The following is a 21,123-nucleotide window of genomic DNA, read 5'->3' as shown; positions in this document are numbered from 1 at the left end:
ACAATTCCTTTCATCCGTTTGAATTTCGACGAGCGACGAAGGCCGCTACGCGACGACGTGATTCTTCCGAGTTACCCAGCGCGGCAATGCTCCGCATCTCCCGCTCGAGTTGGGCCTCCAACGTGCTATCGTAACTTTCGAGGAGGAGACGCCGAACCGCACCGAATGCTGCCACCGGCTCAGCCACCAGCTTCGCAGCGAGTTCGGCGCCGGAGGCAAGCAGCTGCTCGCCATCGACGATGCGCGTGACGATACCAATTCGCTCCGCCTCGTCGCTCGGCACGCGACGGTTGGACAGGATGATCTCCTGAGCTCGCCTGAGGCCAACCACCCGCGGCAGCAGCCAACTCATTCCACCGTCCGGGCTGAGGCCCAAGGCGGTATAGGCCGGGCTGAAGTGAGCCGAGCGGGCTGCCAGCGCGAAGTCGCCGATCATCGCGAGGCTCATGCCGGCTCCGGCTGCGGGGCCGTTCACGAGCGTGATCAGCGGCTTTCTCATGCGCATAAGGCGCATGATTGCCGCGTGCAGCGTTTCCGCCAGATCCTCCAGGAAGGCCGAGACGTCGGCGCCGGCTGCGGCGAAAGCGCTGACGTCCCCGCCCCCGCAGAAGAGCTTGCCGCGCCCAGTCAGAACAACGCACCGGATGTCATCGTCCTCGTCGCAACGTTTGGCGGCCTCCAGAAGAGCGCGAGCCAGAGCGGGATCGATCGTGTTGCCGTGGTCCGGGCGCGACAGGGTCACGGTCGCGATCTTCTCGGCGCAGGAGAACTCGATAGGGGGGCTCATGGGAGGTTCTCCAGCGCGCGAACAGCCAACGCAGCCAGTTCTGGAAAGGTCTTGCCGCGCTCGTTAGCCTGCGTCGAGGAGGCCGTGCCGCGCAGCGCGCGACCAGCAATGCCATGCATGATCGCCGCGAGCCGGAAGAAATTGAAAGCAACGTAGAAGTGCCAGTCCGGAATCGTTTCGCGTCCGGTCGCTCGGCAATACCTCTTGATATATTCCGCTTCGCTCGGAATGTTGAGGGCCGCCAGATCGGCTCCGCCAAGACCGGCGACGATATGAGGAGGCATGCGATACATCATCGCGTGATAGGCGAAGTCCGCCAGCGGATGTCCGATGGTCGAAAGCTCCCAATCGAGTACGGCGATAATTCGCGGCTCTCGGGGATGAAAGATGAGATTGTCGCAGCGAAAGTCGCCATGGACGATTGCGACCTCCTCACCTTGGGGAATGCGTTCCGGGAGCGCTTTGACGAGGCGGTCCATGTTGGCGTCGCGCCCGGCCTCAGGATCTTCCTGATACTGCCGTGACCAGCGACTGATCTGCCGCGCGAAGTAGCTGCCCGGCTTTCCGTAATCGCCCAGACCAATCGAAGCCGGACCAATGGAGTGCAGTTGCGCGATGACGTCGCACATAGCGTAGAAGTACGAAGGACGCTCTTCACGACTCACCTCGGGAAAGGTTGCGTCCCAGAAGATGCGGCCTTCGACGAGCTGCATCACATAGAATTCGCTGCCGATAACGGCCTTGTCGGCGCAATATCCGTAGATGCGCGCCACCGGAAACCCGATTTGCGACAGCGCGCTTTGTACGCGTGCCTCGCGATCGACTGCGTGCGCGCCGGATACCAGCAAACCCGGCGGCTTCCGCCGAAGGACGTAGACGCCGTCTGCGGACTGAAGACGGTAGGTCGGGTTCGACTGACCTCCCTTGAATTTCGAGACGTTGAGAGGTCCTCGAAATCCGTCGACATTGGCCGTCATCCATCGCGACAAGGCGTCCTCGTCGAGACGATAACCCTCGGAGGGTTCAGCCAGTCCGGAATTTGCCGCTTCGTCGAGAGCGCTCACGGGTTTGCCTTCTGCCAGTCGCGCTTGATCTTCTTTGCGAGCGACCATTTGTGCACCTCGGTCGGACCGTCGTAGATTCGAAACGCGCGAACCTCACGGAAAACCTGCTCCACGATGGTTTCGTTGGTGACGCCAGATCCACCCATCACCTGCACGCAGCGATCGGCGACGCGCATGAGCGCCTCGCTCACCGCGACCTTGGCCATCGAGCTCTCGTTGGTTCCGAGTGCCCCCGCGTCCAGGACGCTCGCACACCACGAGATCATCAGTTCGGCCTGCTTGAGATCGATGAGGTTGTCGGCAAGCATGAAGCCGACGCCCTCGTGATCGATCAGCGTCTCGCCGAACGCCTTCCGGCGGTTGGCGTAACCGGTCGCGATCTCGTTGGCGCGGATGCAAGCACCCAGCCAGCGCATGCAATGCGACAGCCTGGCCGGCGAAAGCCGGATCTGGGCATATTTGAACCCCTCACCCGGCTGCCCGAGCATTTGATCGGCAGGAATACGCAAATTACGGATGGTCACGACGGCGTGGCCGCCCGGCATGGAGCTGTCGATCGTGTTGGGCACACGATCGATGGTAATTGCAGGATCGGGCAGATCGACGAGGAACATGCATGCGCCCTCCTCGGCCTTTGCCATCACGATGCCGACCTTGGCTCCGCGTGCTCCCGTGATGAACGCTTTGCGTCCATTCACGACCCACTGGTTGCCGTCCGGACGGCAGGTCGTCGTCATCATCGATGGGTCGGATCCCGCTCCGCCCTCCTCGGCCGGTTCGGTCATGAAGAACGCGGACCGCGCGCGCCCCTCGACGAGCGGCTTTAGAAACCGCTCCTTGATCTCAGGCGAGCCGATTTTGCCCAGAAGGTACATATTGCCTTCATCGGGGGCCGCCGTGTTGCATGCGAGCGGTCCAAGCGGCGATAGGCCTGTCTTGGCCAGGACTGTCGCCGTCTCGCTCTGCGAGAGATGTGAACCGTCGGGCAGTATGTGCGGCGTCAATACGCCTGCCGCCCGCGCCAGTTCACGTAGTTCGGTGACCAACTCGTCCTTTGGACAGTCATGATGATCACGGCGAGGATCGCGCTCGAACGGGACTACGACATCCCGAACGAAGCGCTCAACGCGATCCGCAATCTCTTGAGTACGCTCTGGGCCGATCCCGGTCATTTCGGCGCCATGCGGATTGCGCCGTCCAGGCGGATGGTCTCGCCGTTCAGCATTGGATTGGCGACGATGGATTCGATCATCTGAGCAAATTCAGACGGATGTCCGAGCCGGCTCGGGAAGGGTACCTGCTTGCCCAGCGACTTTTGCGCTTCTTCAGGGAGCGACATCAGCAGGGGAGTCAGGAAGATACCAGGTGCGATCGTCATCACCCGGATGCCGTAGCGTGCGAATTCACGAGCAAGGGGCAGCGTCATGCCGACGATGCCGCCCTTGGATGCCGAATAGGCGGCTTGGCCGATCTGGCCATCGAATGCGGCGACGCTCGCGGTGTTGATGATGACGCCCCGTTCCTCATCGGCCAGCTCGGCCGCATGAAGACGCGCGGCGAACTTTGACAGGACATTGAAGCTGCCGATCAGATTGATGTTGATCGTTCTGGCGAAGTCGCGCAGCGGCAGCGCCTTGCCGTCTCGGCCGATAGCCTTGCCGGGCGGGCCGAGGCCGGCGCAGTTGACCAGGATGCGCGCTTTGCCGCCCAAGCGCTCCGCGGATTCGAGCGCCTGCTCGACGCCATCCTCGTCGGTCACGTCGACTTTGACGAAGTGCCCACCGATAGCCTTGGCGTGCGCCTCCCCCAACTCGGAGTTGAGATCCAAGATCGTCACTTTGGCGCCGGCTGCCGCGAGTCGCTCTGCCGCGGCGCCCCCGAGACCGGATGCGCCGCCCGTGACGATCGCGGCTGTTCCCTTGATGTGCATGCTTATCTTTCCTGTCTTAGATGCTTAAACTTCGATCGCCATCGCGGTCGCTTCGCCGCCGCCGATGCAGAGGCTGACCACGCCTCGCTTGAGACCGCGCGCCTTGAGCGCAGCGAGCAAGGTGACAATGATGCGCGCGCCGCTGGCGCCGATGGGATGGCCAAGGGCGGTCGCACCGCCATTGACGTTGAGTTTCTCAGCCGGAATATCGAGTTCGCGCGCGGCGATCATCGCGACCACGGCAAACGCCTCATTGATCTCGTAGAGATCGACGTCCGCGGCCGACCATCCGGCCTTGGCGAGCACCTTCTGGATTGCGGGCACGGGGGCGGTTGTGAACAGAGCCGGCGCGTGGGCGTGAGCAGCGTGCGCCCGGACCGTCGCGGCGATCGGGAGCCCCAATCTCTCGGCGATGCTTCGGCGGGTCATCACCAAGGCGGCGGCTCCATCGGAAATGGACGAGGCGTTGGCAGGTGTGATCGTGCCGTCAGGAGCAAACGCGGGCCTGAGGAAGGGTATCTTCTCCGGCTTCGCCTTTCCGGGCTGTTCATCGGTATCAACGACCGATCCAGTCTTGGCTACCGCCGGCAGGGCCACTATCTCGTCAGCGAATGCTCCGCTTGAAATTGCGGCCTTGGCCCGGTCCAGGGACCGGAGCGCATATTCGTCCTGCGCACTGCGACTGAACTGAAATTCGCATGCAGCATCTTCCGCAAAGACGCCCATGGCCTTGCCTGGAGTGTACGCATCCTCCAGTCCGTCCATCATCATCGTGTCGATGATACGGTCATGCCCGATGCGTGCGCCACCGCGATGCTTGGGCAGCGCATACGGCGCGTTCGTCATGCTCTCCATGCCACCCGCGACGACAACGTCCGCGGAGCCCACCGCGATCGCGTCGTGAGCCAGGATCGCGGCTTGCATCCCGGAACCGCACATTTTGTTGACGGTCGTTGCCTGAGCGCTCAGAGCCAACCCCGCCCCGAGCGCAGCTTGTCGAGCGGGAGCCTGACCAAGAGCCGCCGGCAATACGCAGCCCATGACCACTTGGTCTACGTTTTCCGCCGCGACGCCGGCCCGTTCGACCGCCGCCTTCACTGCTGCAGCACCCAGCTCGGTGGCCTTGAAGCGAGCGAGCGATCCCTGGAACGACCCGATGGGCGTACGCGCGTAGCTCGCGATGACAACTGGATCGGACATGGACGCTCCTCAATGCATTTCGTTGCTGGTCACGTTGTTGCCGCGGTTTTCGCTAGATCGCGCGCAATGACCATTCGCTGAATGTCTGATGTGCCTTCGTAGATCTGACAGACGCGCACATCCCGATAGATTTTCGCGATGCCAAAATCTTCCAGATAGCCGTAGCCACCGAATGTCTGGAGCGCGCCGGAAACCACCGCTTCCGCTGTTTCGGAGGCTACGAGCTTGGCCATGGACGCTTCCTTGAGACAGGGTAGAGCGGCGTCCTTCATCGCGGCCGCATGCAGCACGAGCTGATGTGCAGCCTCAAGTCTTGCGGCAAGATCCGCTAGACGAAACCCGACGGCCTGATGCGAGATGATTGGGGCTCCGAAACTCTTGCGCTCGCCGGCGTACCTCACCGCCGCATCGAGAGCGGCGCGTGCCATTCCCACACATTGAGCCGCAATGCCGATGCGGCCGACCTCAAGATTGGAGAGCGCGATGGAATAGCCCGCGCCCTCCGGCCCGAGCCGCAGCCCCTCTTCGACGAAAACGTCATCGAACCGAAGGGCACAAGTGTCGGACGCCGCCTGCCCCAACTTGCGTTCGACCCTCTCGACGCTGTACCCGGGGCTGTCAGTAGGGACCAGAAAGGCCGAGATCCCGCGTTTGCCCGCTGCAGGATTGGTTACAGCGAACACGATCGCGAGACCGGCAGTGCGCCCCGACGAAATGAACTGCTTCGCTCCGTTGAGATTGTAGCCATCGCCCGCTCGAACGGCGCACGTCCTCAACGCGGCAGCATCCGAGCCCGCTTCCGCCTCTGTTAGCGCGAATGCGCCGATCATTCGTCCAGATATCAGCAAGGGCAGAAATTTCGCTTGCTGCGTCGGCGTACCGTCCTTCAACAAGCCTGATACGATCAGACTGTTTTGAATGCTCAGTATCGTAGACAGCGCGCCATCAGCCGCTGCGATCTCGATGAGTGAGGCCGCATAGGCCACGTAGTCCGCGCCAGCTCCGCCGACAGCCTCGGGAGCCGTCATTCCCATCAGACCAAGGCTCGCAAGCTCCTCAAATAGCTCCGGCGGGTACCCATTGGCTTCTTCGTACTCGCGGGCGCGGGGAGCAATCCGCTCCTGAGCAAACTTGCGCACCTCGTCGCGGATGGCGGCTTGAGTTTCATTCAGGATCATGACGAAGCTCCCGCCGAATATCCGCCAATGACGGGTAGACGGCGAACGAGTGCGACCGCGCCATGAACGAGGGAGCGAAGCAACGAAATAGCTGATTTCATTGAGTTTTACGCCGATTAAATCGGCTCCTCCCCTATCGAATTTCCGGCGCTTCTACATCGGCGCTTAAAAGTGATATTGACGTCATATTACTGATGATCTGTTCCGTCAAGGCTTCGCGCATTGCAGCGAGCCAAACACGCGGCGCTTTGGAATGATGAGCACTCGACCGCTTGCTCGCGGTCCCTGGGCGGCGTTCACGACGAAGCGCAACGCACCTGTTTGGCAGCGGCACGCGACAGTCGTATCGACCGGTCGATCCGCGGCCTAACCGAATAGTTGATGCAGCGACTTAAGACGGCACGGTGCTAGAGCGAGCAAGGAAGACAAACCAATTGAACCCATGCACAACAGTGAGCTGGCGACTGGATCAATCGACGGCGATAGGCTGCCGGCTACGGAGATTGATTTATAATCCGAAATTCCGGTTAGGCCGCCTCAATCGCGTATGGCTCTCGTGCACGGTTCGATTGTCAGGCGGTAGGCAACTAACTTGCTACCGTCGAAAACTTCCAGGGAGGAATCGCAGACCGGACAGCGGTACTCGCCTATTTCGCCCGGCTGTGACGATAATTCGAGACGTCGAAAACCAGCGCCGCACTCAGAACAAACGACGTCGCTCTTTTTCATGTCACACCGGCCTCGCGCTGAGAGATGACAATTCTTTAACCGCCGATGCAGCCAAACGGAGGGACTTCCGCCTTGCCATCGGAAGCCAGCGTTCGTGGACGCACGCCCTAGTTTGGAGCAGCTGAATCTTCTTTGACCGCGCCAAACACACCTCGATACCAGATCTTCGCGCAGTGCGATCCTATGTGCTCGACCTCGGCGTCGTCTGGATCTTCCGAGGCGAGATCAAACTTCATATAGGAAACCTGCTCCATCGTAGCGCCGAGCACTTCGGCAGCCATTTCAGGATCGAGTTCGCGACTTAATTCGCCTAACCCTTGAAGCCGTGTCAGCCAGGTGGAGGTACGCCTAACGAAGCGGCTACGTTCCGTGACATAGAGAGACAGAAATGTCGCCTTCTCGCCGCGAGCTGCCGCCTCCCGCATGACACGCAATAGTTTACGATGCCTGGCATAGATCTTGAGATAAGCGATGGTATTCTCAACGAACTCTGCTTCGGTTGCCTTCAACGAGCGGCCAATCCTGCGCTTGCTTGCGACGTAGATCTCGTCGACCAGAGGCTTCAACACGGCCAGCAGAATTTCGTCCTTGTTTCGGAAGTGCCGATAGAAGTTGCCGTAAGAGGTGCGGGCAATCTTCACGATGTCCTCGACCCGCGTGGCCTCATATCCTTTGCGCGCGAATACACGCGCCGAGGCGTTGAGCAGCCGCTCACGCATCGCGGCTCCCTTCGCCGTCGCGGGGGCCAGCGGCTCTAAAGTAGAATCATCGGTCTCCAGCATTTGCCATCCATAGCATCGCGGTCCCTTGACCACTAGCCCGCAATCGGTAATGTGACATCAATATCAGTTCTTGATCAAGCTCAAACTTCAAGCAAATCAAGGGTGGGAAGAGCGAAAGGCGCGGCCTGACTTACCGACATAGCCAGTGAATCACCTTGCAGGTCAGGCTGACCTCAGGCGGCCAGATTCACGAACCGCCAGCAAATTCCGCTCGATATCAACTCCGCGTCTTCCTCAGAAGGGCGGCATCCAAGGAGTGATTATGTATCCGGGGACCCATGCACTTACAAATCCGGACCGCCCTGCCCTCATCATGACAGCGACCGGTGAGGTCGTGACCTATGCCGAATTGGAGAACCGGTCACGGCGGGTTGCAAATTGGCTCTTTGACGCGGGCCTGCGGCCTGGCGATGTGGTCGGCGTACTCTCCGACAACAGCTCTTGGATTTTCGACATCTATTGGGCCACTCAGCGTTCGGGTCTGTATCTGATGCCGATAAACTATCGGTTGAGCTCTGATGAAGTCGACTACATGCTCGCCAACTCTGGCGCTGCCGCGTTGTTCGTGGGTCGCGGTGGAGTTGAGACGGCCTCGAGACTTGGCACGCACAGCCAGCTCAAGCGTCGCATCAGTCTCGAAGGGGATCTGCCTGGTTACGAGCCATACCAGCATCTACTGAAAACCGCGCGCGCCACCATGCCATCTTCCCAACCTCGTGGCGCCGACATGCTGTATTCTTCCGGCACAACCGGCAGGCCCAAAGGCGTAAAGCATGCGCTGCCGGAGCGGCAGGTTTCCGATCCAGGCGATACGATGGTGCAGATGTTCTCCTCGAACTTCGGTTTCGACGAGACGACTATCTACTTGTCTCCTGCGCCGCTCTATCATGCAGCACCGCTCCGAACCTGTGCCACCGTCCAAGCGCTCGGGGGCACCGCTTTGGTCATGGACAAGTTCGACGCCGAAGCGGCGTTGGCCATCATCCAGCGCTACAAGGTGACCCACAGTCAGTGGGTCCCGACCATGTTCGTGAGGATGCTCAAACTACCTGAATCAGTCCGAGCTCAATACGACGTCAGCAATCTGCAGGTCGCCATTCACGCCGCCGCACCGTGTCCCGTTGAAGTTAAGCGAGAGATGATGACGTGGTGGGGTCCGGTATTGTGGGAGTACTACTCCGCCACCGAAATGAACGGGATGACCGTCATTGGGCCCGAGGAGTGGCTCAGGAAACCCGGCTCCGTCGGTCGCGCCGCGCTCGGGAAAATTCATATCTGCGACGAGGAAGGCAGCGAAGTCCCAGTGGGTCAGACGGGCATCATCTATTTCGAACGCGATGGGATGCCGTTTGTCTACCATGACGAGCCCGAGAAGACACAAGCCGCGCAACATCCTGCACATCCGTATTGGACGACGGTCGGCGATATCGGACACGTCGATGCCGACGGCTATCTGTTCTTGACCGACCGCAAGGCATTCATGATTATCTCCGGTGGGGTCAACATCTACCCTCAAGAGATCGAGAACGTCCTCGTCATTCATCCTGCGATCGCAGACGTAGCCGTTATCGGTATTCCCGATACTGAAATGGGCGAACAGGTCAAAGCAATCGTGCAACTCATGCCCGGCATCGAAGGCAACGACAGCTTGGCGCAAGAAGTCATCGACTTTGTGAAGGCTCGGGTTGCGAGCTACAAGGCGCCCAAGAGCGTCGACTTCGTGCATGAGGTCCCGCGCTCACAGACGGGCAAGCTTATGAAGCAGGAGTTGCGTAAGCGATATTGGCCGGAGAAGGCAGCTTGAGGATCATCTTCACCTCGGCCGCACATAGCCACAAAGATATCGATCGCATGCGGCTCCAAGTCGGACGGTGAGCGACGTTTTGAGCTAAGCCATCCTCTCTTACTTTGCAGCGATCTGATAGGCCGAACACAGAGCTCGGTGCGTGACACATTTCGAGCCGAAAGTCGCGCAAGTGCACTACCCTATCAACCTAACTCCCTTCGCGACAGCGACCGCCCACGCTTGCCAGCGATGGATTTTTCTTGATCTCCCGGTGTGCACGTCGCGTACACGCGGTTTTCCAACCAACTGAAAAACCTGAACTCTCGCGCCAGTCCATCTTGAGCCAATTTGACCCAACGAGACCCAAATCGGTCCAATCTATCAAGAAAGCGCGGCCAGCACGTCCCCCCGTTGGCGCCGACGGCCAAAATTCACGCCGGAGCAATCAGCCTGCCTTCTCCTTCACGTATCGGCCGGGCGCCGGTTCGCCAGCCGGATAGAGGTTACTGCCGAGTTGCGCACGTGCCGGCATTTTGTCTTCCGCCCGCGGCTTGAGCCAGCCGATCCAGTCGTTCCACCAGCTACCCGGCTTTTCCTCCGCGCTCGCCAGCCATGCCGCCGAATCGTCGCATCTTTCGGTCGACACCCAGTAGCTCCGCTTGTTCTTCGAGGCGGGATTGATCACACCGGCAATATGACCGCTTGCTCCGAGCACAAAGCGGGTGTTGCCACCGAACAGGCCTGTGGTGCGGTAGGCCGATCGCCACGGCACGATGTGATCCTCGAGCGTCGCCAGAACGTAGGCCGGCACGTCGACCCGACTCAAATCGACCGGCGTGCCGCACATCGTCAATCTGTTTGCTTCCCGGAGATTGTTCTCCAGGTACATGTTCCTCATGTACCAGCAGTACATCGGCCCCGGCAGATTGGTGACGTCGGCGTTCCAGAACAGAAGATCGAACCGTTCAGGCGGTTTTCCCTTCAGATAGTGATTGACCACGTTCGGCCATATCAGCTCCTTCGAGCGCAAGGTCTGGAACACGAAGCCGAGTTCGGCACCGCGGTAGATGCCATTCTTCCCGATCGTCTGCTCGCGCTGGCGCACGCTCTCCTCGTCGACGAACACGCCAAGATCACCCGGCTCCCGGAAATCGAGCATGGTCGTCAGCAATGTCACGCTGGCGACCGATTCATCGCCCCGCGTTCGCAGGATTGCGAGTGCTGACGAAAGAATGGTCCCTCCGACACACCAGCCGACGACATTGATCTTGTCGGCCCCTGAAATCGACCGGGCGACCTCGATGGCGCGCATGGCGCCATGCTCGATGTAATCGTCCCAGCCAAAGTGCCCGCAAGAGTCGTCCGGATTGCGCCAGGAAACCATGAGGACTGTCAGTCCGTGCTCGACCGCAAACCGGACGAAGGAGTTGGCCGGCTGGAGATCAAGGATGTAGAACTTGTTGATGCAGGGCGGAACGATCAGCAGAGGCCGGGCGCTCACCTGCTCCGTCGCGGGCTCATATTGAATGAGCTGAAACAGGTCGTTTTCGAAAACGACCGCGCCCTTCGAAGTTGCGACGTCCTTGCCCACCTCGAATGCGTTCTCATCCGTGATTGTCAAATTGCCCTTGCCCAGATCCGCCATCAAATTGTCCAAGCCCGCCTTGAGGCTCTGACCGTCGGTATCGGTCGCAATCTTGATGACATCGGGATTGGTGGCGACGAAGTTGGTCGGGCTCATCGATTCAACGAGCTGGCGCATGAAGAAGCGTAGCCGGTTCTTTTCCTTCTCGTCCATGTCCAGGGCTTCGACGAATTCGGTACAATAGCGCGAATTCAGCAGGTAGGACTGCTTCAGCAGGCTGTAGAGGGAATTCTCGCGCCACTCCGTGCTATTGAACCTGCGATCGCCGCGCGCAGGTTCAATGCCCCCGTTGCCCTGCCCGGCCGCCGCCGAGATCATGAGGTGCTCCGTGAGCTGGTACAGGCCCTTCAGATAGTCAGCCTGCAACTCGGCGATGCGTCCCGAAGAAGCCAGCGGCGAGTTGATCATCGCGCCGTCGCGTTCACCATTTTCCGGCCACCCCAACGATCGCCACAGGCTCGCGCCCGCCTTCGCGAACGCGTCGACAAACTCATCAGGCATATTGAATGGGCGGTCCATTGGATTTCCCTCACTCTGCAATAAGGTGTATTGCGTTTTGACAATGGGCGGCTTCTATCCGGCGCCCTTCTTCTTCCGTTGCCATGCACACGTGGATTCTGGCGGCCTGCATGGCACTGTCACTCCGGAACGTCAGGCTCCGGAGCGAACGACCGAGCCTTCCCGGATACCGTCGACGTTCACGGCAAGACGTTTGATCTTGTCGTACAATGTCTGCTTCGGAATACCCAGGAGCGCAGCGGTCGCCTGGACGTCGCCTTGCTTGCGCCGCAAAGCGTCCTCGATGATCGATCGCTCGATGTTTTCGAGCTGCCGGGGCAACGACAGGTCCGACGTGCCGAATCCGGACTTGTTGATCGCCTTGCCGTCGAGAACACCCAGCACAAAGCGGTCGGCAACGTTGCGAAGCTCGCGCACGTTCCCCGGCCAGGAATAGGCAAGGAGGGCGGACATCGTCCGTTCATCCAGGATCGGCGCATCACGCTCGAAGCGTCTTGCGGCGTCCAGCGTGAAGTGCTCGAACAGCAGCGGAATGTCCTCGCGCCGCTCCCGGAGCGGCGGCAGCTCGATGAACGCGACACCGAGGCGGTAATAGAGATCCGCGCGAAACTGCTTCTTTTCGCTTAGCTCGAGCAAATTCGTCTTGCTCGCCGCCACGACGCGGCAATCCACCGAGATTGGCTTGTTGGTTCCGACGCGTTCGATCGAGCGATCCTGCAGCGACCGCAGCAACTTCACCTGCACGCTCAGCGGCATGCTTTCGATTTCGTCGAGGAACAGCGTTCCGCCGTTCGCATACTCGATCTTTCCGATACGCTGGCGCGTGGCGCCGGTGAAAGCTCCGACTTCATGACCGAACAGCTCGCTCTCGACCAGCGACTCCGGCAGGCCGCCGCAGTTCACGGCGACGTAATTGCCATTGCGGCGCCCGCTGTGATTGTGCAGACAGCGCGCGACCACATCCTTGCCGGTTCCGGTCTCGCCGTAGATTGTGACGTCGACATTGGTCGCGGCCAAAGTGGATACGAGCCTGCGCACCTCCTGGATCTGCGGCGACCGGCCGAGCAGGCTCGCCTCGATCCCCTGGCGATCCGACAGCGCGGATCGCAGCGAGCGGACCTCCAGGGTCAGGCGTCTCTTTTCAGCGGCCCTACGCACCACGGAAACGAGCTGCTCCGACGAGCACGGCTTCTCGATGAAGTCGTAGGCACCGTTCCGCATCGCCTGCACGGCCATGGAGATATCACCATGTCCGGTGATCAGGATCACGGGCAGGTCCTGATCCAGCCTGCGCAGATCGGACTGCCATTCAAGGCCGCTCTTGCCGTGCAGCCGCACGTCGCAGACCACGACAAAGGGCATGTCGGCGCGCACGGATGCCTTGGCGGTCTCGACCGACGCAAAGCCAGCGACCGAGAATCCGGCGAGTTCGAGCGCCTGAACGCCGCCGATCCGGACATCCTCGTCGTCCTCGACGTAGATCACGCCGATTGATTGGTCATCGCCCATGCGAAGCCGCCTCTGTTACGTCAGCCAAACGAAGGATCACGACAAATTCGGCGCCATTTGGCAGATTTCGTGCAAGCAATTCGCCACCGAACGAACGCGCGATGTGATTGGAGAGCATCAGGCCAAGGCCGAGGCCCTTGCCCGCCGGTTTGGTCGTCACGAAAGGCTCGAACATGCGCTTGAGAACATCGGAGGCGATCGCAGGGCCGCTGTTGCTGATGGCGATGCGGCATCGCGCGGAATGGCCCTCTTCCCTCGCGGCCCGGATCACGATCGACTTGCGTTCGATGCCCTCTACCGCGTCCAGCGCATTCGCCACAATGTTGCACAACAGCTGCTCGAGCCGCGTCTGGTCGGCAACGACGTTGAGGTCGCCGTCGATGTCCGTCACGACGCTAACGCTCCCCTCCTTGACGCGCGCGGCGAGTATCTTGAGCACCTCGCTCACGGCCTGTTCGACGGAGACTGCGTCGAGCGGGCTGCTCGACTTGTAAGCGAAAACCCTGAGCTGACCGGTCAGCCGCCCGAGCCGGCGTACCAACTCGCCAATACGGGTGAGGTTTCCACGGGCATCGCTGACCGCCCCGCGATCAACCAGCAGGATCGCGTTGTCGGCTGCGGTTTGCAGCGCCGCCAAGGGCTGGTTTAGTTCATGCACAATTCCGGCCGACATCTGGCCGAGAGCAGCCAGCTTGCCGGCATGGACCAGCTCATCCTGTGCCGCCCGCAATTCGGCGGTCCGGTCCTGCACACGGGTCTCGAGCTGATCATTCGCCGCCTGCAGCGCCGCCTGGTTGGCCAGCCGTTGCCTGATTTCTCTGCGGCGCTGCACCACGAGCCCAAGCGCGAGCACGGCAACGACGGCGACAAGACCCGACACCGCGCCGATGATCAACGCGGTCTGCCGGATCGGTGCCTCGTCATCGAGGAGAACGAGCCGCCAGAGACCTCGGTTGATGGGAAGCTCGCTGAGCGTATAAGCCGTCCCGTTGTCGGTGGTGATACGTGCAGTACCGCCCTCGGACGGCGCCACGATCGTCCATCCGAGCGGCCTCAGGTCGTAATCGGCGTAAGGTTTCGATCGGGCAATTTCGTCGCGCATGTCAGGCGACAGCGGCGCCGTCGGGCGATAACGCCATTCGTCACGGGAGGCGAGTATCGTCACTCCCCGTTCGTCGACGAGGAGCGCATCGCCCTCAAGATCGCGCCATCCGCGCTCGAACGATCCCAGATTGACCTTGACGGCGGCGATCCCCTTGTTGGCACCGCCGTCCTTCAACGCATAGGAGAGATAGTAGCCGGCGCGCGCACTGGTAATGCCGACACCGAAGAACCCGCCCCGGCCACTGGCGAGAGCCTCGCTCACATAGGGTCGATAGGACAGATTTCGACCGACCGGAGTGCCCGGATCCTCGAAATCAGCCGCGGCCAATGCTTTTCCAGAGGCGCCGAGAACATAGAGGTTGTCCGCTCCGGCAAGCAGATTGATCGACTTCAGGTACCGGCTCACCGATTGCTGCAACGCGGCATCGTCGGGATTACTGAGCAGGCGGAAAACGCTGGGAGACGTCTCGAGCAACGACGGTAAATATTCAAATCTGGAGAGGTAGCCGTCGAGCCTGGCAGCTTCCACCGCGAGCCGCTGGTGAGCAGCCATGTGCAGATGATCCAGTCCGCGATGAAAAGCCACCGCATATCCGAGCCACGACGCGGCAACAACCAGCGCCGTGGCAGCCGTTCGGCGCGCAAGCCAACGCATCGACGTGGAGTTCACCGAACCGGCTTGCGGACTCCTCTTGACGCTCACCAGAGATGCAAGCTCCGTCATCGTGTGAACCAAGTCAAACCGCGGAGCGCGGGCCATGGCAAAGGATGGCTCACGCATAGTCTAACTCTATGGTTTTGCCCCGGAATACGCGATAGGAAAATCCAGTATAGGCAACGATGACGGGCAGCGTGACGCCGACCCCGATCAGGATGATCTTGAGCGAGTCGGGACTGCTGGCCGCCTCCCAGACGGTGAGCCTGTCGATCACCACGAAGGGGTAGATGCTGTAGCTGAGCCCGAGAAAACTCAGCAGGAACACCAGCACGAGCAAGGCAAACGGCAACCAGCAGAGGGCGCCACGCACGGCGGATGAGCCGAGCAGCACGCGCACGGTCACGAGCGCGATCCCCGCGGTAATCGGGATCGACGCCACGGCAATGATCGCCGGCAGGCTAAACCACCGCACACGGACGGTCTCGCTGATCCAGGGCGTTGCCATCGAAATCAGGATCAGGCCGAGGACCATGGGCGGCCAGGCGATCTTGCTCCACTCGATCGCCTTGGCCTGCAGTTCGCCATCCGTCTTCATCACAAGCCATGTGGCACCAAGCAGCGCGTAGGCCATCGGCAGCGCAACCGCGATGGCGCCGGCAAAGATCGGATAGTTCCAGCCCTCTCCGAAGCCACTGATATAGCGGCCGAGCATCCAGCCCTGACATACTGACGCGAGCATTGAGCCGGCAATGAACAGACGGTCCCACATCGCCTTCCGGCCGGCCTTGGCCTTGACCCTGAAATCGAACGCCGCGCCACGCAGGATCAGTCCCACCAGCATGAGCGCGGACGGCAGGTACAATTCCGACAAGACCAGCCCGTGCGCCTTGGGGAAGGCAATCAGGAGCAGACCGACGCCCAGCACCAGCCAGGTTTCATTGGCATCCCAGAACGGGCCGATGGAAGCCACCATCGTATCCCGCTCCTTGGGCGTCGCCCGATGCATCAGCATGCCGACCCCGAGATCATATCCGTCGCTCACGACGTAGACGAGCAGCGACACGCCCATCAGCCCGATGAAGATCAGCGGAAGCAGTTCGTCGAACGACATCGATGTCATGCGAATTCTCCCCCGCGCTGGTATTCCTGCGGCTCTCCCACCAGGCTCGCCGGCATATTGCCGTACGATTTCTTGTCCGCTGTCTCCGCCATGTATTTGAGCACGCCGACGTAAGCCACGAGCAGCGACAGATAGACCGCAACATAGATGGCAAACGTCACCGCGATGCTCGACGAAGGGACCCGTGAAGCGACGTCGGCGGTGCGAATGAGGCCGGAGACGATGAAGGGTTGGCGTCCAATCTCCGTGACGTACCAGCCGGCAACGGTCGCAACCCAACCCGCAAAGGTCATCGCCGCGAATACCCTGAGCATCAGTCGCGGCATTTTGGCGATATCCCAGTTGTCGCGCCATTGCCGCCACAGCCCGAGCCAGCTGATGAGCAGCATCAATGTGCCCATCCCGACCATGATCCGGAACGACCAGAATAGCGGCAGGACCGGCGGATGGGCCGATGGAAACTCGTTCAGTCCTTTGAGCTCCCCATCCAGGTCATGCCGGAGGATCAGGCTTGCGAGCCTCGGCACGCCCAGCTCGAAACGGTTTGTCCTCGCCGCATCATCCGGGATCGCGAACAGCAGCAGCGGCACGCCCCGCGCCGTTTCCCAGATGCCTTCGACCGCCGCGATCTTCTGCGGCTGATGCTTGAGGGTATTGAGCCCGTGAAAGTCGCCCGCCACTATCTGTGCCGGTGCGGCCAGCGCAGCGAAAACGAGCCCGGCCCGCAGCACGCGTGACGCGCTGGCCACAGCGACGCCCTTCAGGATTTGCCAGGAGCTGATCCCGATCAGCAGGAACGCGCAGGTCAGCGCAGACGCGAGCACCATATGGACCAGACGATACGGGAAGGACGGATTGAAGATGATCTCCAGCCAACTGCGCGCGTGAAACTGCCCGTTGACGATTTCGTATCCAGCGGGCGTCTGCATCCATGAATTGAGGGCCAGTATCCAGAAAGCGCTCATCAAGGTCCCGAAGGCGACGAGGACGGTCGCCCCGAGATGGACTATCTCGCCGACGCGACGATGACCGAACAGCATGACGCCGAGAAAGCCTGCCTCGAGGAAAAAGGCGGTCAGCACCTCGTAGCCGAGCAGCGGGCCGGCGATGTTGCCGACGCGCTCCATATAACCGGGCCAGTTGGTGCCGAACTGGAAGCTCATGGTGACGCCGCTGACGACGCCGAGCGCAAAGGTCAGGGCGAACACCTTGGTCCATAAGCGATACGCGCGCAGCCAATCGACTTTCTCATGTGGATCGGTCGCACGCAGGTACTTGAAACGGAAGAACAGCAGCAGCCAGCCGAGCGCAATCGAGATAGACGGAAACAGGATGTGGAACGTGATGTTGGCGGCGAACTGCATGCGCGCAAGGAATATGGCGTCCATCAACCTTCCTCCCGCTTCCCGCGACCAAATGCCGGTCAGTGCAGCTTCACATGCGGCTCGGTGCGCCGGGTAATCAGCCGCGCCAGCGTGTCGAGCGTAACCTTCACCGAACCATGCAGCGCGTGTTCGTGCATCTTGTAGAGCGACAAGTACATCATCCGCGCGAACATGCCTTCGAACACGAGGCTGCCGCCGACGAGCGCTCCCATCATCGAGCCGACCGTGCTGAACTCGCCAAGCGACACCAGCGATCCGAAGTCCCGGTAGCGATAGTCCTTGAGCTGCTCGCTCCGCAGGTAGCGCGGTATCTGCGAATAGAGATGGGAAGCCTGCTGGTGCGCCGCCTGCGCGCGCGGCGGCACGTTGCCACGCTCGCCCCACGCGCAGGCCGAGCAGTCGCCGATGGCGAAGATGGCGTCGTCGCGCGTCGTTTGTAGCGTCGGCCGGACGACAAGCTGGTTGATCCGATTGGTCTCGAGGCCGGCGATATCCTTCAGGAAATCGGGCGCCTTGACCCCCGCCGCCCAGACGATCAGTTCCGCGGGGATCGTCCGCCCATCCGTCAGGTTCACGCGGTCGGAGCCGACCTCGGATACTTTGGCGCCGGTCAGCACGTTCACCCCGAGCCTGGCGAGCAGCTTTTCCGTCTCCTTCGAAACTCGTTCGGGCAGCGCGGGAAGCACCCGGTCGGCGGCCTCGATCAGGGTGATGCTGATGTCCTTCTGCGGATCGACCTGGTCGAGGCCATACGCCACCACTTCCCGCGTCGTCCTGTGGAGCTCCGCGGCCAGCTCGACCCCGGTTGCGCCGGCGCCCATGATGGCGACCTTCAACTGATGGATCCCCAGCGGCAGCGTTTGCGCATGGGCGCGGATACAGGCATTGACCATGCGCTCGTGGAACCGCTTCGCATCAATCTGCGATTCCAGCTTGATCGCATGCTCGGCAACGCCGGGCGTGCCGAAATCGTTGTTCTGGCTTCCGACGGCAACGACAAGGACGTCGTAGTCGAAGGTCCGCTTCGGAGTGACCTCACGGCCTTCGGAGTCGAGATAGGGCGCCACCAGCACCTGGCGGCGATCCCGATCGATCCCAATCATCTCTCCAATGCGGTAACGGAAGCCGTGCCAGTAGGACTGCGCGAGATAGTCGACCTCGTGGGCCGAGATATCCATGCTGCCGGCGGCGATCTCGTGCAGTTTCGGCTTCCACACATGGGTGCGGTTTCGTTCGATCAGCGTGACGTCGAGCTTGCCCTTGCGCCCGTATTTGTCACCTAGGCGGGTCGCGAGCTCCAGCCCGCCGGCTCCGCCTCCGACGATAACAATCCGGGGTTTTTCCAGTTGCGGCTTACTCATGATGGCCTCGACCAATCGAGTTCACACCCGCCCAATCTACTCCTGTCGATCAGACTCTCTCGGACAGGGCGTCCGCCACCGCGACCGCCGCCATGTTCACGATACGCCGCACCGTGGACGAAGGCGTGAGGATGTGAGCCGGCTTGGCGGCGCCGAGCAGGATGCCGCCGACCGTCAGTCCCTGCCCCGCCGCCATCCTGAGCAGATTGTAGGAGATGTTGGCGGCGTCGAGATTGGGCATCACCAGCACGTTCGCGGGCCCCTCGAAACCTGAATCGGGAAACTCGTGGTGCAGCACGGTGGGCGACAGCGCGGCGTCGCCGCGCATCTCGCCTTCGACCGCCAGACCGGGAGTTCGCGCGAGGATGATCGCCCGCGCCTCCCGCATCTTGTGAGCTTCCGGCACGGCCGAGCTGCCGAAGCTCGAATGCGACAGCAGCGCCACCCGCGGCGTAATGCCAAACCGGCTGACCTCCGCCGCGGCCATCAAGGCGATATCGGCGACCTGTTCGGCGGTCGGATTGAGATTGCAATGGGTATCGCAAATGAAAAGCTGATGCTGCTGGAGGATCAGCATCTGCATGACGGCGAGCGTTCGCGCTCCGTCACGCGCCCCAATCACGTTGCGTATGGCGGTCAGGTGATCGGACGTCCGGCCGATGACTCCGCAGAGCATCGCGTCGCCGAGGCCCCGTTCGAGGAGGATGGAGGCGAGGACCGTGGCGTTGCTGCGCGTCTCCGAAAGCGCCAATGCGGCCGAGACACCGTCGCGCTTCCTGCGTTCATGATAGACGTCCGCGCATTTGGAGTAGACCTCCGAATCGTGCGGATCGACGATCTCGCAGTCGTCACCCGGCCTGAGCCGGAGACCGAACGACTTGATCCGTTCCTCGATCGTCGACGGCCGGCCGACCAGCAACGGCCTAGCGATCCGCTCGTCGACGACTACCTGTGCCGCGCGCAGCACGCGCTCGTCTTCACCCTCCGCCAGAAGCAGCGACTTGCCGCTTCCCTTCGCCACCGAGAAGACCGGCTGCATTGCATTGCCGGAATGATAGACGAACCGGCTCAGCTGCTGGCGATAGGCCTCCATGTCCGCAATCGGACGCTTCGCGACGCCGCTGTCGGCCGCCGCCTTGGCAACCGCCGGCGCCACGACCTCGATGAGACGCGGATCGAGCGGCTTTGGAATGAGATAGTCGCGGCCGAAGCGGAGGTTCTCGCCCTTGTACGCAACCGCCACCACCTCGGGCACTTCGGCCATGGCCAGATCCGCCAGAGCTCGAACCGTCGCGAGCTTCATCTCCTCGTTGATCGTGGTCGCGCCGCAGTCGAGCGCGCCCCTGAAGATGAAGGGAAAGCAGAGGACGTTGTTGATCTGGTTGGGATAGTCGGACCGCCCCGTGCCGATGATCGCATCTGGACGAACCGCCAATGCGTCTTCTGGCATGATCTCGGGAATCGGGTTGGCCATGGCAAAGATCAGGGGATCCCGTGCCATCCTCTTGACCATGTCCTGCGTCAGCACCTTGCCGGCTGACAGGCCGAGAAAGATATCCGCGCCGTCAATGATCTCGTCCAGCTTTCGCGCCTCCGTTTTCACCGCATAGCGCGCCTTGTTGTCGTCCATGCCTTCCGTGCGGCCGGCATAGACGACGCCTTTCGCGTCCGTGACGATGATATGGTCCTGCGGCAGGCCGAGACTGACGATGAGATCAAGACACGCCAGCGCGGCAGCGCCGGCGCCGGAGCATACCAGCTTGACGTCAGCGATATCCTTCCTCACGAGTTTCAATCCGTTGAGGATTGCCGCCGCCGCGATGATCGCGGTGCCGTGCTGGTCGTCGTGAAAGACCGGAATCTTCATGCGCTTGCGGAGCTGCTGTTCGATGTAGAAGCACTCCGGCGCCTTGATGTCCTCAAGGTTGATGCCGCCGAAGGTCGGCTCCATCCTGGCGATGGTTTCGATCAGCGCATCGGGATCCTCCTCGGCAAGCTCGATGTCGAAGACGTCGATGCCGGCGAACTTCTTGAACAGGCACGCCTTGCCTTCCATGACGGGTTTGCCCGCCAGAGCCCCGATATTGCCAAGCCCGAGCACAGCGGTGCCGTTGGTGACGACGGCCACCAGATTGCTGCGCGCGGTCAGCTGGTCCGCCTGTAACGGGTCCTTGGCGATGACCAGGCAAGGTTCCGCCACGCCGGGAGAATAGGCCAGCGACAGATCGCGTTGCGTCGCCATCGCCGTGGTCGGCACGACCGAAATCTTTCCCGGCCTCGGCAGGCGATGATATTCGAGTGCGGCTTCCCTCAGATCCTGATCCATCGTATTCCCCGATTTTACCTTGTTCGATAGGCAGATGAGC

General features: G+C 61.3%; 15 protein-coding genes. 1 reads left to right on the top strand and 14 read right to left on the bottom strand.

Annotation, left to right across the window (positions count from 1 at the left end):
* Positions 1-10: 10 nt before the first annotated feature.
* From NLM31_RS05650 to NLM31_RS05615, 7 genes are all read right to left on the bottom strand, one after another.
* Entirely contained in the window at positions 11-787 is a 777-nt protein-coding gene (locus NLM31_RS05650; protein ID WP_254191726.1) for an enoyl-CoA hydratase/isomerase family protein, read from the bottom strand.
* Positions 784-1,851, bottom strand: a complete 1,068-nt coding sequence (locus NLM31_RS05645; RefSeq protein WP_254191725.1) for a phosphotransferase — start codon at positions 1,849-1,851, stop codon at positions 784-786. The genes NLM31_RS05650 and NLM31_RS05645 overlap by 4 nt, the downstream gene beginning before the upstream one ends.
* A complete protein-coding gene (locus NLM31_RS05640) occupies positions 1,848-3,023 on the bottom strand; it encodes an acyl-CoA dehydrogenase family protein (protein ID WP_254191724.1) in 1,176 nt (391 codons plus the stop codon). The genes NLM31_RS05645 and NLM31_RS05640 overlap by 4 nt, the downstream gene beginning before the upstream one ends.
* On the bottom strand, positions 3,020-3,781 hold the full coding sequence (locus NLM31_RS05635) for an SDR family NAD(P)-dependent oxidoreductase (RefSeq protein ID WP_254191723.1): 762 nt from the start codon (positions 3,779-3,781) through the stop codon (positions 3,020-3,022). The genes NLM31_RS05640 and NLM31_RS05635 overlap by 4 nt, the downstream gene beginning before the upstream one ends.
* A 24-nt stretch (positions 3,782-3,805) precedes the next feature.
* Positions 3,806-4,981: an acetyl-CoA C-acyltransferase gene (locus tag NLM31_RS05630; protein WP_254191722.1), complete on the bottom strand. Its 1,176-nt coding sequence runs from the start codon at positions 4,979-4,981 to the stop codon at positions 3,806-3,808.
* Between the two features lie 29 nt (positions 4,982-5,010).
* Positions 5,011-6,159, bottom strand: a complete 1,149-nt coding sequence (locus tag NLM31_RS05625; RefSeq protein WP_254191721.1) for an acyl-CoA dehydrogenase family protein — start codon at positions 6,157-6,159, stop codon at positions 5,011-5,013.
* Positions 6,160-6,995: 836 nt separating this feature from the next.
* A complete protein-coding gene (locus NLM31_RS05615; RefSeq protein ID WP_254191719.1) occupies positions 6,996-7,670 on the bottom strand; it encodes a TetR/AcrR family transcriptional regulator in 675 nt (224 codons plus the stop codon).
* 262 nt (positions 7,671-7,932) lie between these two features.
* Between NLM31_RS05615 and NLM31_RS05610 the strand changes: the two genes are divergently transcribed.
* Complete coding sequence (locus NLM31_RS05610; RefSeq protein ID WP_254191718.1) at positions 7,933-9,474, top strand: acyl-CoA synthetase; 1,542 nt, start codon at positions 7,933-7,935, stop codon at positions 9,472-9,474.
* A gap of 427 nt (positions 9,475-9,901) precedes the next feature.
* Here NLM31_RS05610 and NLM31_RS05605 read toward each other — a convergent pair whose 3' ends face one another.
* From NLM31_RS05605 to NLM31_RS05575, 7 genes are all read right to left on the bottom strand, one after another.
* On the bottom strand, positions 9,902-11,620 hold the full coding sequence (locus NLM31_RS05605) for an alpha/beta hydrolase (protein ID WP_254191717.1): 1,719 nt from the start codon (positions 11,618-11,620) through the stop codon (positions 9,902-9,904).
* A gap of 132 nt (positions 11,621-11,752) precedes the next feature.
* Positions 11,753-13,129 carry a sigma-54 dependent transcriptional regulator gene (locus tag NLM31_RS05600; RefSeq protein WP_254191716.1) on the bottom strand — a complete coding sequence of 459 codons (1,377 nt, stop codon included), beginning with the start codon at positions 13,127-13,129 and terminating at the stop codon, positions 11,753-11,755.
* The gene (locus NLM31_RS05595; protein WP_254191715.1) at positions 13,119-15,014 is read right to left on the bottom strand and encodes an ATP-binding protein; all 1,896 of its coding nucleotides are present in this window, start codon (positions 15,012-15,014) and stop codon (positions 13,119-13,121) included. Before NLM31_RS05595 ends, NLM31_RS05600 begins: the two co-directional genes overlap by 11 nt.
* The gene (locus NLM31_RS05590) at positions 15,007-16,011 is read right to left on the bottom strand and encodes a cytochrome d ubiquinol oxidase subunit II (RefSeq protein WP_254191714.1); all 1,005 of its coding nucleotides are present in this window, start codon (positions 16,009-16,011) and stop codon (positions 15,007-15,009) included. Before NLM31_RS05590 ends, NLM31_RS05595 begins: the two co-directional genes overlap by 8 nt.
* Positions 16,008-17,399, bottom strand: coding sequence for a cytochrome ubiquinol oxidase subunit I (locus tag NLM31_RS05585; protein WP_254191713.1), 1,392 nt, complete (start codon positions 17,397-17,399; stop codon positions 16,008-16,010). Before NLM31_RS05585 ends, NLM31_RS05590 begins: the two co-directional genes overlap by 4 nt.
* A 35-nt stretch (positions 17,400-17,434) precedes the next feature.
* Positions 17,435-18,757 (bottom strand): NAD(P)/FAD-dependent oxidoreductase, encoded by a 1,323-nt coding sequence (locus tag NLM31_RS05580; protein ID WP_254191712.1) that lies wholly within the window; start codon positions 18,755-18,757, stop codon positions 17,435-17,437.
* Positions 18,758-18,806: 49 nt separating this feature from the next.
* Complete coding sequence (locus tag NLM31_RS05575) at positions 18,807-21,083, bottom strand: NADP-dependent malic enzyme (protein ID WP_254191711.1); 2,277 nt, start codon at positions 21,081-21,083, stop codon at positions 18,807-18,809.
* Between the last annotated feature and the right edge of the window lie 40 nt (positions 21,084-21,123).

The sequence above is a fragment of the Bradyrhizobium sp. CCGUVB4N genome, assembly GCF_024199945.1.
Taxonomy (GTDB): Bacteria; Pseudomonadota; Alphaproteobacteria; order Rhizobiales; family Xanthobacteraceae; genus Bradyrhizobium.
The sequence above is the reverse complement of the archived record's forward strand: the minus strand, read 5'-3'. Positions and strand labels throughout refer to the sequence as shown.

Bases quoted from the DNA above. Each gene is read 5' to 3' on its own strand.
- NLM31_RS05630 (WP_254191722.1), bottom strand. From the start codon at position 4,981: ATGTCCGATCCAGTTGTCATCGCGAGCTACGCGCGTACGCCCATCGGG.
- NLM31_RS05575 (WP_254191711.1), bottom strand. From the start codon at position 21,083: ATGGATCAGGATCTGAGGGAAGCCGCACTCGAATATCATCGCCTGCCG.
- NLM31_RS05625 (WP_254191721.1), bottom strand. From the start codon at position 6,159: ATGATCCTGAATGAAACTCAAGCCGCCATCCGCGACGAGGTGCGCAAG.
- NLM31_RS05635 (WP_254191723.1), bottom strand. From the start codon at position 3,781: ATGCACATCAAGGGAACAGCCGCGATCGTCACGGGCGGCGCATCCGGT.
- NLM31_RS05605 (WP_254191717.1), bottom strand. From the start codon at position 11,620: ATGGACCGCCCATTCAATATGCCTGATGAGTTTGTCGACGCGTTCGCG.
- NLM31_RS05600 (WP_254191716.1), bottom strand. From the start codon at position 13,129: ATGGGCGATGACCAATCAATCGGCGTGATCTACGTCGAGGACGACGAG.
- NLM31_RS05595 (WP_254191715.1), bottom strand. From the start codon at position 15,014: ATGCGTGAGCCATCCTTTGCCATGGCCCGCGCTCCGCGGTTTGACTTG.
- NLM31_RS05650 (WP_254191726.1), bottom strand. From the start codon at position 787: ATGAGCCCCCCTATCGAGTTCTCCTGCGCCGAGAAGATCGCGACCGTG.
- NLM31_RS05590 (WP_254191714.1), bottom strand. From the start codon at position 16,011: ATGACATCGATGTCGTTCGACGAACTGCTTCCGCTGATCTTCATCGGG.
- NLM31_RS05585 (WP_254191713.1), bottom strand. From the start codon at position 17,399: ATGGACGCCATATTCCTTGCGCGCATGCAGTTCGCCGCCAACATCACG.
- NLM31_RS05640 (WP_254191724.1), bottom strand. From the start codon at position 3,023: ATGACCGGGATCGGCCCAGAGCGTACTCAAGAGATTGCGGATCGCGTT.
- NLM31_RS05580 (WP_254191712.1), bottom strand. From the start codon at position 18,757: ATGAGTAAGCCGCAACTGGAAAAACCCCGGATTGTTATCGTCGGAGGC.
- NLM31_RS05610 (WP_254191718.1), top strand. From the start codon at position 7,933: ATGTATCCGGGGACCCATGCACTTACAAATCCGGACCGCCCTGCCCTC.
- NLM31_RS05615 (WP_254191719.1), bottom strand. From the start codon at position 7,670: ATGCTGGAGACCGATGATTCTACTTTAGAGCCGCTGGCCCCCGCGACG.